The organism is Telluria sp. ZB4P36, from assembly GCF_059685865.1.
The window spans coordinates 33030-45099 of record NZ_JCASIE010000016.1 but is presented as its reverse complement, the minus strand read 5'-3'; the positions used below and the strand labels follow the sequence as shown (position 1 = coordinate 45099).

At 67.5% G+C, this 12070-nt stretch carries 10 protein-coding genes; 9 read left to right on the top strand and 1 reads right to left on the bottom strand.

Annotated elements, in window-relative coordinates:
- Positions 1-14: 14 nt before the first annotated feature.
- The 9 genes from epsG (at position 15) to AC56LK_RS18915 (ending at position 11035) form a co-directional block, all read left to right on the top strand.
- Positions 15-830 carry a chain length determinant protein tyrosine kinase EpsG gene (epsG, locus tag AC56LK_RS18955; RefSeq protein WP_436108098.1) on the top strand — a complete coding sequence of 272 codons (816 nt, stop codon included), beginning with the start codon at positions 15-17 and terminating at the stop codon, positions 828-830.
- Position 831: 1 nt separating this feature from the next.
- Complete coding sequence (gene xrtB / locus AC56LK_RS18950; RefSeq protein WP_497186039.1) at positions 832-1800, top strand: exosortase B; 969 nt, start codon at positions 832-834, stop codon at positions 1798-1800.
- Complete coding sequence (gene epsI, locus AC56LK_RS18945) at positions 1797-2495, top strand: exosortase-associated protein EpsI, B-type (protein WP_497186038.1); 699 nt, start codon at positions 1797-1799, stop codon at positions 2493-2495. The genes xrtB and epsI overlap by 4 nt, the downstream gene beginning before the upstream one ends.
- A 43-nt stretch (positions 2496-2538) precedes the next feature.
- A complete protein-coding gene (locus AC56LK_RS18940; protein WP_497186037.1) occupies positions 2539-4017 on the top strand; it encodes an O-antigen ligase family protein in 1479 nt (492 codons plus the stop codon).
- Complete coding sequence (locus AC56LK_RS18935; RefSeq protein WP_497186036.1) at positions 4017-5543, top strand: oligosaccharide flippase family protein; 1527 nt, start codon at positions 4017-4019, stop codon at positions 5541-5543. The genes AC56LK_RS18940 and AC56LK_RS18935 overlap by 1 nt, the downstream gene beginning before the upstream one ends.
- Positions 5544-6755, top strand: a complete 1212-nt coding sequence (locus AC56LK_RS18930) for a glycosyltransferase family 4 protein (RefSeq protein WP_497186035.1) — start codon at positions 5544-5546, stop codon at positions 6753-6755. It begins immediately after the preceding gene.
- Positions 6745-7554 carry a glycosyltransferase family 2 protein gene (locus tag AC56LK_RS18925; protein WP_497186034.1) on the top strand — a complete coding sequence of 270 codons (810 nt, stop codon included), beginning with the start codon at positions 6745-6747 and terminating at the stop codon, positions 7552-7554. The genes AC56LK_RS18930 and AC56LK_RS18925 overlap by 11 nt, the downstream gene beginning before the upstream one ends.
- Positions 7555-7830: 276 nt before the next feature.
- Positions 7831-10065, top strand: a complete 2235-nt coding sequence (locus AC56LK_RS18920) for a DUF4962 domain-containing protein (RefSeq protein ID WP_497186033.1) — start codon at positions 7831-7833, stop codon at positions 10063-10065.
- Between the two features lie 112 nt (positions 10066-10177).
- Complete coding sequence (locus tag AC56LK_RS18915) at positions 10178-11035, top strand: beta-1,6-N-acetylglucosaminyltransferase (RefSeq protein WP_497186032.1); 858 nt, start codon at positions 10178-10180, stop codon at positions 11033-11035.
- Here AC56LK_RS18915 and AC56LK_RS18910 read toward each other — a convergent pair.
- Positions 11032-11895 (bottom strand): DUF4394 domain-containing protein, encoded by an 864-nt coding sequence (locus AC56LK_RS18910; protein ID WP_497186031.1) that lies wholly within the window; start codon positions 11893-11895, stop codon positions 11032-11034. The two genes, AC56LK_RS18915 and AC56LK_RS18910, sit on opposite strands and share 4 nt — an antisense overlap.
- Positions 11896-12070: the final 175 nt, after the last annotated feature.

Genomic DNA, 12070 nt, shown 5'->3' with positions numbered 1-12070 from the left:
ACGCCGATTCGAGCATGGGCGCACTGCTGCTCGACGCGGGCAAGCTCACGCCCGAGAGTGCCGAGCGTGTCCTGCGCATGCAGAAAGACCTCGGGATCCGCTTCGGCGAAGCCGCCGTGCGCCTGGGACTGGTCAGCGAGGACGACATCCAGCAGGTGCTGGCGCGCCAGTTCTCCTATCCCTATCTGCAGAAGGGCCAGGCCAATCTGTCGCCCAAGCTGGTGGCCGCCTACGATCCCTTCTCGCCCCAGGTCGAGGCGCTGCGCGCGATCCGCAGCCAGCTGATGCTGCGCTGGTTCGCCCGCGGCCGGCGCGCGCTGGCGATCGCCGGCGTTACCCCGGAAGACGGCTCCAGCCTGTTCGCGGCCAACCTCGCGGTGGTGTTTTCCCAGCTGGGCGAGCAGACCCTGCTGGTGGACGCCAACCTGCGCAGCCCGCGCCAGCAGGAGATGTTCGGCCTCAAGCCGCGCCAGGGCCTGTCCGACCTGCTGGCCGGCCGCGCCGACCTGGACGTGATCTCGCGCGTGCCCGCCTTCGTCGACCTGTCGTTGATGCCGGCCGGGACCCTGCCGCCCAACCCGCAGGAACTGCTGGCGCGCGAAGGCTTCCGCAACCTGAACACCCAGCTGGAAAGCCGCTACGACGTGGTGCTGTACGACTTGCCGCCGTTCGCGTCCGGCGCCGACGCGCTGGCGGTGGCCGGACGCGCCGGCGGCGTGCTGCTGGTGGCCTGCAAGCACCGCACCCGCATCGCCAACATCAGCCGCATGGCCGAGCAGATGGCCGAATCCGGCGCCGAAGTGGTCGGCTCGGTGGTCGTGGAGTTCTGAGATGGCGACGGCGGCAAGCAAGCAGAACGCGGCGGTACCGCGTGACCTGGGCAGCACGCTCGTTTCGCTGCGCGGCGCACTGCCCGAGTGGTGGCCGGTCTTCCTCGGCCTGGCGATCCTGCTCGGTCCCACCTTCTACGACCTGTTCACCGGCGCCTGGATCGGCGAAGAGCAGGGGCATGGACCGATCATCTTCTTCCTGGCGCTGTGGCTGATCTGGCGCAAGTGGCCCGAGGTGATGGCGGCCGTCGGTCCCACGCCGGCGGGGAGCTGGAGCGGCTGGCCGGTGCTGGCCGTCGGCCTGGTGTTCCACCTGCTGGGCCGCTCGCAAAAAATCCTGATGTTCGAGGTCGCCTCGATCGTGGTGGTGATGGCGGCCGTCATCCTGCTCAAATTCGGTGGTCGCGCCTTGCGTGTGCTGTGGTTCCCCTTCTTCTTCATGCTGTTCCTGATCCCGCTGCCGAGCGAGCTGGTGGCGGCGGTGACGATGCCGATGAAGATGGCGGTGTCCTGGGTGACCGAGCACATCCTGTTCGCGCTGGGCTACCCGATCTCGCGCTCCGGCGTGGTGCTGCAGATGGGCCAGTACCAGCTGCTGGTGGCCGATGCCTGCGCCGGCCTGCAGACCCTCCTGACCCTGGAAGCGCTTGGCCTGTTCTACCTGAACCTGATGCGCCACCCCTCGGCCTTCCGCAACATCACGCTGGCGATCCTGATCATCCCGATCTCGTTCACGGCCAACGTGATCCGCGTGATCGCGCTGACCCTGATCACCTATTACTTCGGCGACGCCGCCGGCCAGGGCTTCCTGCACGGTTTCGCCGGCATGGTGTTGTTCGTCACCGCGCTGCTGCTGATCCTGGCGGTCGACAACGGCCTGCAGTGGTGGCTCAAGCGGCGCGAAGGCGGCAGCGGCGGCCCGGGCGCGGACGGCGGCCGCATGCACGCCAGCCTGAAGGAGGCAACATGAACCGCCGTTTCGCCATCAGCCTGGCGCTGGGCCTGGCCATGGCCGGCACCTCGGCGCTGACCGGCGCGCTCACGCCCAAGGCGCGCGTGCCCCAGGCCCATGAACAGTTCAGCCTGGAGCAGATGATCCCGCAGCGCTTCGCCGACTGGCGCATCGACCCCTCGGTGGTGCCGCTGACGCCCGACCCGGAGCAGCAGAGCGTGCTCGAAAAGATCTACGACCAGACCCTGTCGCGCACCTACGTCAATGGCGAGGGCCAGCGCGTGATGCTGTCGATCGCCTATGGCGGCGACCAGAGCAAGTCGCTGCAGCTGCACCTGCCCGAGGTCTGCTACGTGGCTCAGGGCTTCCAGATGGTGAAGGAAGACGAGGCCGCACTGGCGACCCGCTTCGGCGAGCTGCCGGTCAAGCGCCTGGTGGCGCGCCTGCACGAGCGCAACGAACCGATCACCTACTGGATCACGATCGGCGAACATGCCTCGCGCGCCGGCATCCAGCAGAAGCTGCGGCGCCTGGCCTACGGCCTGTCGGGCGAGATCCCGGACGGCATGCTGGTGCGGGTCTCGACCATCGGGGCCGACGACGCCAGGGCCTACCGGATCCAGGACCGCTTCGTCGCCGACATGCTCGGCACGATGGCGCCGCGCGACCGCACCCGCCTGCTCGGCGCCGGGCTGGCGCCGGCACCCGGTTAAGGCCTGAGGCAGACAACACGAAGAACAAGGACACACCAGCCCGATGAATTTGAACGCGATCATCCCGTATGTGTATTACTCGCTGCCGTGGGCCTTCGTGATCGGCCTGTCGGTGGCTGCGGTCGCGGGCATCGGCATCGGCCTGGTCTGGCCGCGCTTCCTGGTCTATCCCTACCTGGCGGTCTACTTCTGCATGAACTCCACCAGCTACGGGAGCATGGCGGTCTTTGCCACCCGCAGCATCTACAGTCGCGGCTCCGGCATGCTGCTGTTCGGCGTGGTGCTGTGGTACGTGCTGGGCGCCTGGGCCTGCGCCCGCGTGGCCGCCACCTTCCAGCGCTATCCGACCCCGGCCTGCAGCCTGCGGCCCTGGTTCTGGGCCTGGGGCGTGCTGCTGGCCGCCCACGTGGGCGTCGGCCTGATGTCCGGCGTCACGGTGGCCGAGGCCCTGACTCCGCAGGGCTTCTCGAACGTGGTCTGGATGGCGCCGCTGATCTCGCTGATGCTGCTGTCCTTCCGCACCCGCGAGCATGTGCTGGAGCTGACCCACTTCATCCTGATCGTCGGCCTCGGCCGCTCCCTGTTCGGCCTGGTGCGCTGGGCGGCCTTCGGCGGCGACCCGAACAACGTGTACGCCAACCTGAACGCGATCAAGATCCGCCTGACCTTCTTCGACATCAACGACAGCCTGGTGTGCACCATCGCCTTCGCGATCGCCGCCGTCCACCTGTTCCAGAGCGTCAAGATCGAACGCCCCAGGTTCTGGCGCGCCATCGAGTGGATGACCCTGGTGTCCACCGGCCTGTGCATCCTGCTGTCCTACCGCCGCAGCGCCTGGATCGGCTTCATGCTGGCCTTCCTGGTGATCATGATGCGCTTCCCGCTCAAGCGCCGCATGCAGCTGATGACGGGCGGCCTGCCGCTGGTCGGCGCCGCGCTTGCCTATGTGGCGGTGCAGCGCCTGTCGCAGACCAAGGGGGCCGGCAGTGGGCTGTCGAGCCTGGTGTACGACATGCAGTCGCGCCGCTTCGGTCCCGAAAGCGAACGGGTGCTGGAGCTGAAGTTCGCGCTGGCCGACTTCCTGGCCAACCCCATCACCGGGATCGGCACCTGGGGACGTTACACCGGCTACCAGTACATCTCGTGGCAGCAGAACCCGGATGGCGGCCTGTTCCTGCACAGCGGCGTGCTGCACATCGCCCTCAAGAGCGGTCTGGTCGGCACCGTGCTGATGTTCGGCACCCTCGCCAGCTTCGTCCTGTTCGCACGGCGCGCCCTCAAGAGCCTGCCGCCCGAACTGCTGGGACTGGCCACGGCCGGGGTGGCCGGGCTGGCCTTCATGATTCCGGACTTCCTGGTCGGCACCCCGTTCCCGCAGGTGCGCACCAGCCAGATGCTGGCGATCTGCCTGGCCCTGCCTTACCTGGCGATGGCCGTCGCCAAGGCCGCGCCGGCGCCGCAGCGGGGCCTGCACCCCGCGGTGAAACCCTTCGTGCCGCGTCCGCGCCTGGTGACCGCCTGATGAACCTGCGCCTTGCCCGCAATGCCTGGTCGAACCTGCTCGGCGCCGCGATTCCCGCGCTGGTCATGCTCGGCACCGTGCCGCTGGTCGTCAAGGGACTGGGCGAGGCCAGCTATGGCGTGTACTCGCTGGTCACGGCCATCGTCGGCTACTTCGCCGTCATCGACATCAACGTCACCGCCGGTTCGGTCAAGTACATCGCCGAACACAACGCTAAACAGGACGACGACAGGATCTTCGAGACCATTTCCTTCGGCCTGGCCACGTATGCGGTCATCGGCCTGCTGGGGGCCCTCGGCCTGTTCCTCGGGGCCGCCTGGCTCGTCGGCGAGGTCTTCTCGGTGCCTCCGGCCCTGGTGCCGGAGGCCACCGCCACGCTGCGCCTGGCCGCGCTCGGCTTCCTGGCCGGCCAGCTGCAGAGTTACCTGAACAGCGTGCCGCAGGCGCTGATGCGCTACGACATCTCGGCGCGCCTCGAGATGGTGTTCGGCACCCTGGTGCCGCTGGCCACGGTCGGCGTGCTGCTGCTCGGCTACAACCTGTTCGAAGTGATCCTGCTGCGGGTGGCCGCCTCCAGCATTCACTGCGCCATCCTGTGGGGCGCGATCCGGCGCCTGCTGCCGGGCATGCGCTGGCGCTGGCCCGGCGCCGGCTTCCGCAACGCGCTGCTCGGCTTCTCGGCCTATTCCTTCCTGTCGCGCTTCGCCACGCTGTCCTATGCCCATGCCGACAAGCTGATCATCGGCGCCCTGGTCGGGGTCACCGGCCTGGCCTATTTCACGGTGGCGGCGACGCTCGCCAACCGCGTGCTGAGCCTCACCTTCCGCCTGTCCGGGGTGTTCTTCCCGGCCGCCAGCGCACTGGCGGCCAGTGGCGAGTTCGCGCGCCTCGACCGCGTCTACCTGAAGGCGACGCGCTACGTGGTGTTCCTGAACGCCGCCATCCTGGTGCTGGTGGCGGTGTTCGCCCACCAGATCCTCGGCTACTGGATGAACCAGGCCTTCGCCCGCAACGGCGCCACGGTACTGGCCGTGATGGCGCTGGCCCAGTTCGTCGATTCGCTCACCAGCCTGCCGTCGCTGGTCAACGACGGCATGGGCCACCCGCGCGTATCCGGCCTGTTCGCCGTCACCCGCGCGCTGGCCGGGCTGGCCATCGTGTATGCCGGGGTGGCCGGCTGGGGCATCGACGGCGCCGCCTGGGGCCACCTGGCCGCCTCGCTGGTATTCACCAGCGGCTTCCTGCTGTACGTGCACGGCCGCACGGTGCCGACCCGGTTCGGACGCCTGCTGTCCCAGGGCTACGCGCCCGGCCTGGCCGGAGTGGTGCTGGTGGCGGTCGCCGCCACCGCGGCCGAGCAGCTGTTCGACCGCGGGGCCTGGGATTTCGTCTTCATCCTGGGCGTGACCGCGCTGCTGCTGGGCGTGCACGGCCTCCTGTTCGTGGTCGAACGCGAGGACCGCCTGCTGGCCTGGTCGTGCCTGAAGGCCGGCTGGGCGCGCTGGCAGACGGCGGGGGCCAGGTAAATGCGGATCCTGATGGTGTCGGAAGACTTGCCGGGGGCCCAGCTCGGCGGATTGGCCAAGCATGTGGTGACCCTGTCGAACGCCTTGCTGGAAGAAGGGCACAGCGTCGACATCATGGGGCGCTCCGACCGCGCCCACGAACGCAGCGCGGAGGAGATCGGCTTCCAGGGCCGCTTCATCCCCGGCTTCGACTTCCGCCGCGTCGGCTGGAAGGAAGCCCAGCTCGGTTTTTTCAATCCCGCCAAGCGGCCCTGGTTCGCGGCCCGGGTGGCGCGCGCGCTGTCCGAACAGGCCGCCGCCTATGACGTAGTGCACTACCACGGCCACCTGCCGATGACCGGCCTGTACGTCGACCCGGCCCTGAACTTCGTCCAGACCCGCCACGACCAGGGCAGCGAATGCGTGACCCACCTGCGCTTCAAGGAAGGCGCGGTCTGCACCGAAACGGCGGCGCGCGCCTGCGCCGGCTGCGCCCACGCGGCGCCGGGACCCCTGCGCACGCTGATGTCCGGCCATGCGGTGGCGCGCTACCGCGGCGAGACCGAACGCACCTTTGCGCGCCACAAGACCATCTTCGTGTCGGACTTCCTGCGCCGCCAGTTCCTGCGCACCTTGCCGCATGCCGACCTGTCGCGCTCGCGCGTGATCCACAACTTCATCAACTACCGCAAGCTGTCGCACCTGGCCGCCGCGGCCGAGGGGCCGGTCCAGGGCCGGGTGCTGCTGGCCGGGCGCATCGACACCGGCAAGGGATTTGCCGAATTCCTGGCAGCTGCGCGCGCCCGCCTGCCGGCACAGGCGCAGCTGCTGGTGGTCGGCGACGGCCCCCTGCGCGCGGGCCTGGAAGCCGAGTATGCCAGCGAGCAGATTCGCTTCCTCGGCTGGCAGCCGAACCCGGAAGTGGTGGCGCTGACCGCCACCAGCCATGTCTGCGTGGTGCCCTCGGTGTGGGAAGAACCCTGTGGCACCACCATCCTCGAAGCGCTGGCGCTGGGCCGACCTTGCCTGGCGCTGGCACGCGGCGGCAATCCCGAGCTTGCCGTATACGAGTCCTATCCCGGCCAGCTGCGCCTGGCCACCTCGATGGCGGAGCTGGTCACGCTCCTCGGCCAGGAACTGGCGCGGCCGGCAACGGCGCGGCCGCTGCCGGCCACGGCCGGGATGGACGTTTTCCAGGCCCTACCCAAGATCGTGGACTTCTATGAACAATAATCAGCCAACCCAGGCTTCCGGCAAGCCGACCTTTTCCATCGTCACCTGCACCTGGAACAGTGCCGCCACCCTGGCCGACACCCTGGCTTCGGTCCAGGGCCAGACCTGCCAGGACTTCGAACACATCTTCGTCGACGGCGGTTCCACCGACGGCACCCTCGAGATGATCGCAGCCTATTCGGGCAACAAGCGGGTGCTGCGCGACGTCGGCGGCGGCATCAGCCGCGCCATGAACCAGGGCATCGAAGCGGCCCAGGGCGACATCATTGCCCATTTGCATTCGGACGATTACTACAACGGTCCCGACGTGCTGGCCACGGTCAAGCGTACCTTCGACGAGGCGAGGGCGTCGGGGCGTCCGGTCGATTGGGTGTACGGCAACATCCAGGTCTTGAAAGACGGCAAGATGGTGCCGCCCTATGCGATGCCGGCCTTTTCCTACCGATCCTTCGTGGCCGGCCGCAGCTCGATCCCGCATCCGGCCGTGTTCGTCCGCAAGGCGGCCTTCGAGCGGATCGGCAGCTTCGACGAGAAACTCAAGTATGCGATGGACATCGACCTGTGGCTGCGGCTCGGGGCGGTATCGCGCCCGGCGATGATCGACCAGCCCCTCACGGTGTTCCGCGACCACGAGGGCAGCGTGTCCTCGGCCAACCGGCTCAAGGCGCGCCAGGAGGAATTCAATGTGCGCCGGCGCCACATGGACAAGGCGCCGCTGGCCTTCGGTATTTATTGCCTGCGCTACCTGAAGCGTGTGCGCGCGCTGCAGACTGAGGCACGTGCGGTAGCGCTTCCATAGCCTTTTTGACAGCTTTGCCGTTTTATCTTTTCAGTCGGTTTACGACCGTTATAGGCATGCAAATATTGTTCGGCAAGAGTTGAAATTCTGTCGTGGGATTTCTGCACGGCAAGCAAAAAATCTCTGATTCTTTGGAGAATTTTCCTGTGCTCAACTTACTTTGGGGTAGCATAACTCCTGTCAGTAAGCCGCTTTCACAGCGCAGAAAACGTTCTCAAGCCAGCGGCCAGCCCGGCCCGGCGCATCGATTTCAAGATTTTTTCTCGGAGCACCCACATGCAATTTCAACGCAAGTTCCTGGTCATGGCCGCTGCTTTCGCCTCGCTGTTCGCGAGCGTCACCGCACGTGCCGACTGGGTCCAGTCGACCGACCCCCTGGTCGTGCAGGCCAAGCCTGAAATGAACCAGGTGCAGGCCCAGAATCCTCCTGGTTTCACCTGGGCCCGTCACGGGACCGGTCCGGCCAGCTACGAAATCGAAATCACCCCGGTCGGCGGCACGCCGACCCGCGCCGTCGTCGACCGCAACTGGTACCTGCCGGCCAAGGCCCTGGCCCTCGGCAACTACACCTGGCGCGTGCGCCCGGTCGGCAGCAACGACTGGTCGACCGCGCGCACCTTCTCGATCACCAGCAAGGCGACCACCTTCGAAGTGCCGGACAACGCCACCCTGCGCAGCCGCATCCTGTCGAAGGCGCGTCCGCGCTCGCTGCCGCCGTCGGTGACGCCGTTCTCGACCTGGCCGTATGCCAAGCGCACCGCGCTGGAGCCCTACCTGAGCCGCCTCGGGAATGAAGTCAAAGCGCAAGTGACCGCCGTGCCGGCACTGTCCGACGCGCGCTGGTCGATCGTGATCAGCTCGCCGCTGACCGCCGCCATGGCCAGCCAGCAGACCGACGTGCGCCAGCGCATCAACGAAGCGACCCGCCAGATGGAAGCCGCGGCGCTGATGTACCGCCTGAAGGGCGAATCCCTGTACCTGACCGAAGCCCTGAAACGCGGCGACGAACTGGCCTCGCTCAACCCGAGCGGCCCGACCAGCTATGTCAACCAGGACCAGGCCACCCGCCAGATCGCCTGGGGCCTGGCCAAGGCCATCGACCTGCTGGGCAGCTCGCTCGATGCGACCCGCAAGGCGCGCTGGCTCGGCTCGATCAAGGTCCGCACCACCGAGATGTACAACAGCCTGGCGGGCGACAACGGCCGCCTCGACCAGTACCCATTCGACTCGCACGGCAATACCAGCCTGATCTACATCGTGCTGATCTCGACCCTGACCCTGGGCGACATCCCGGAAGCCGAGAAGTGGTTCGACTTCTCGTTCCGCGCCTACGCCCTGAGCCCGAACCCCTGGAGCGGCCCGGAAGGCGGCTATGCCAACGGCACCGCGTATGCCGAGTACGCTGCCGGCTACCTGCTGGCCCTGTGGGATCCGCTGACCCATGCCAGCGGCGTGAACTTCTTCGGCAAGCCCTGGACCCTCGGTTTCCTCGACTTCGCGATGGAATTCACCCCGCCGGGCGCGCGCACCCATGCCTTCGGTGACGCCTCCGAGACCAAGCCGGACGCCCGCGTGTTCCGCGCCTTCGCCTCGCGCATGTGGTCGCCGCGTGCCGCCTGGTACGTGAAGAACACCACCGGCATGGAAGACGCGATGTCGCTGCTGCAGGCCCAGTACCCGCTGCCGGTCGCCGACACCAAGGTCTACCAGGCGCCGTCGAACTCGGCCTACTACCCGAGCATCGGCTGGGTCGCGATGCACAGCGACCTCGCGTCGAGCTCGCGCATCTCGGCCTTCTTCAAGTCCAGCCCCTACGGCTCGTTCAACCACAGCCACGGCGACCAGAACGGCCTGCTGCTGTCGAGCGCCGGCCAGCCGCTGCTGGTCAAGGCCGGCTGGTACGACTGGTACGGTTCGCCGTACTGGACCGACTGGTACCACCAGACCCGTTCGCAGAACGCGGTCACCTTCGACGGCGGCAAGGGCCAGATGGTGAACGGCTACCGCGAGCAGCTGCAGCGCAACGGCAAGATCACCGCCTTCACCGCGCAGCCGAGCTACGACTATGCCGAAGGCGATGCCACCCCGTCGTATGGCGGCCAGCTGACCATGGCCAAGCGCCAGGTCTGGCACCTGCGTAACGCCGGCAACGCGATCCTGGTGCGCGACCGCATGGCCAGCACCGTGGCCCGCACCTACGAGTGGAACATGCACACCCCGGCCATCATGACGGTCGAGAACGAGCAGAACGTCAAGGTCGTGGCGGGCACCCAGTCGCTGTGCGTGCGTTCGCTGAACACCAATGCCAGCTTCGCCAAGTGGATCGGTCCGGGCGCCAAGGCCAACGTGGTGGAAGACCACGGCGCCTTCTACCTGAAGGCCAACGCCAACACCACCGCCGAGTACCTGGTGCTGCTCGACGTCGGCTGCAAGAAGCCGACCGTGACGGTCTCGACCTCGGGCGCGGTGCGCACCGTGACCGTGGGTGGCCAGTCGGTGACCATCAACTAACAGAGCGCTGTTCTTCCCGCGCGCCGTGCTAGACTCGGCGCGCAGCAAAGGTCCCCCGCGGCGCAGGCTGCGGGGGATTTTTTTTATAGGTAGCAGCTGAGCAGGGAGGGTGATGAAGCAGGTATTCCTGATCTGTGCGCACAAGGACATGGACCAGCTCAACGCGCTGGTCGCTGCCCTGTGCGATCCCGATTTCACCGTCTACGTCCACCTCGACCGCAAGAGCGCGATCGACCCCGCCGCGCTGCATCCGGCCGCGCGCCAGGTCGCACCGCGCATCGACGTGCGCTGGGGCGGCTTCTCGCAGGTCCAGGCCACCCTGGCGTCGCTGCGCCAGATCCTGCGCGAGCAGCCGGACTTCGACAAAGTCGTGTTCCTGTCCGCCCAGGACTATCCGCTGCTGCCGAATGCCCTGCTCAAGCGCGAGCTGGAGCGGCTGCGCGACCGCGAGCTGATCGAGACGGCGCCCATTGCGCCGGGCGGCTGGAACGTGGGCTTTCGCTACCAGTTCTTCCACCGCGAAGGGGGAGGGAGACTGGAGCGCCTGGCATGCGGTCTCGCCAACCGCCTGCTGCGGGCGACGGGACGCCGCCGCCGCATGCCGGACGGCTTCGTGCCGCACGGCGGTTCCTCGTGGTGGGCCTTGTCGCGCGATTGCGTGGCCGAGGTGCTGCGCCTGCTTGACGCGCACCCGCGCCTGATGCGCTTCCTGCGCACCGTCCAGTGCCCGGACGAGATGCTGTTCCAGACCCTGGTGATGGGCTCGCGCTTCGCCGGCCGCGTACTGTCCGACAATTACCGCTACGTGCAATGGCCGGAGCAGGGCGCGCGCAATCCCAAGGTGCTGGACGCCGGCGACTTCGCGCGCATCCGCGCCTCGAACGCCCACTTCTGCCGCAAGCTCGACAGCCAGGCCAGCGCCGGCCTGCTGCCACAGCTCCTGCAGTGGAAGGAAAGCCGCGCCGCCTAATCCTGGTCGAGCGGGATGGCGATGCCGATCACCCGGTACTGCGCCGGGAAGTCGCCGCGCAGGGTCGCCTTGCCGGTCGGCAGGTCAACACTATACAAGCTGCTCTTGGCGCCGCTCGTCGCGATCGAGGCCAGGGCCTGTACGCCGCCGCGCGCGCTGTTGTAGATATCGAAGCCGGTGTCCGCGCCGGCATCCACGCCCAGCTTGCCGGTGGCGGCCAGGGTGCCGTCGTTCGGCGGCGACTGCAGGGCGACCTGGTCCAGCGTGGTGTCGAGTGCATACAGCGTGGTGGCGGTCTCCGCCGACAGGTCGTTGTTGGTGTAGGCCGAGCCGGTGACCCCGGTGGCATTCGGGCCGACCGAATTCAGCGCAGTGCCCGGGGGATAGTCGAGCGGGTCGTCGGCGAGCGTCGTGCCGGCAGTGATGTTGTGGCGCAGGTTCTGGCCGGTGTCGCTGACGATGCGCAGGCGGTCGGCGGCGGGGTTGAAATCGACGCCGAACGAGGAACCTTCCAGCATGACCGTCAGGTTGCCGACCTTGGTCGCCACGGCGCCGGCGAGATCGATCCGGTAGATGCCGCCGCTGCGGCTGACGCCATATAACTGTTTGTCCTGGACGCGGTAATCGATGCCGACCAGGGCATCTCCCCGCATCAGGCCGCTGATACTGCCGAGGCTGCGGGCCTTGTCCGGCCGCTTGTCCCTGAAGCAGACGAGCTGCATGTCCGCGCTGAGCCCGACCACGAGCAGGGGACCGCCTTCGCGGTGATCGTTGGTGCAGGCGCTACGTGGGGCCGCGCTGGCGGAAAGCGACATGGCGGCAAGGGTGACGGCGACGACCAGGCTGGCTGATGTTCTCACAATGGTTCTCCTCGAAAGCCGGACCGGGCGATCCGGTGCAAGTACTACGTCCGGGCAGGCGGCTTGGATGCAGCTTCGCTTAAATATTTTTTGAGCAACACTTTGTTTGCCCGGATGTGCTGCACCGCACATATCTGTGCCGACACAGGAGCGTGCGCACGGAACCCTGCGCTAG

Excerpts from the sequence above, each read along its gene's own strand:
- epsI (WP_497186038.1), top strand. The coding sequence starts at position 1,797 with ATGAACCGCCGTTTCGCCATCAGCCTGGCGCTGGGCCTGGCCATGGCC.
- xrtB (WP_497186039.1), top strand. The coding sequence starts at position 832 with ATGGCGACGGCGGCAAGCAAGCAGAACGCGGCGGTACCGCGTGACCTG.
- AC56LK_RS18930 (WP_497186035.1), top strand. The coding sequence starts at position 5,544 with ATGCGGATCCTGATGGTGTCGGAAGACTTGCCGGGGGCCCAGCTCGGC.
- epsG (WP_436108098.1), top strand. The coding sequence starts at position 15 with ATGGGCGCACTGCTGCTCGACGCGGGCAAGCTCACGCCCGAGAGTGCC.
- AC56LK_RS18915 (WP_497186032.1), top strand. The coding sequence starts at position 10,178 with ATGAAGCAGGTATTCCTGATCTGTGCGCACAAGGACATGGACCAGCTC.
- AC56LK_RS18935 (WP_497186036.1), top strand. The coding sequence starts at position 4,017 with ATGAACCTGCGCCTTGCCCGCAATGCCTGGTCGAACCTGCTCGGCGCC.
- AC56LK_RS18925 (WP_497186034.1), top strand. The coding sequence starts at position 6,745 with ATGAACAATAATCAGCCAACCCAGGCTTCCGGCAAGCCGACCTTTTCC.
- AC56LK_RS18940 (WP_497186037.1), top strand. The coding sequence starts at position 2,539 with ATGAATTTGAACGCGATCATCCCGTATGTGTATTACTCGCTGCCGTGG.
- AC56LK_RS18920 (WP_497186033.1), top strand. The coding sequence starts at position 7,831 with ATGCAATTTCAACGCAAGTTCCTGGTCATGGCCGCTGCTTTCGCCTCG.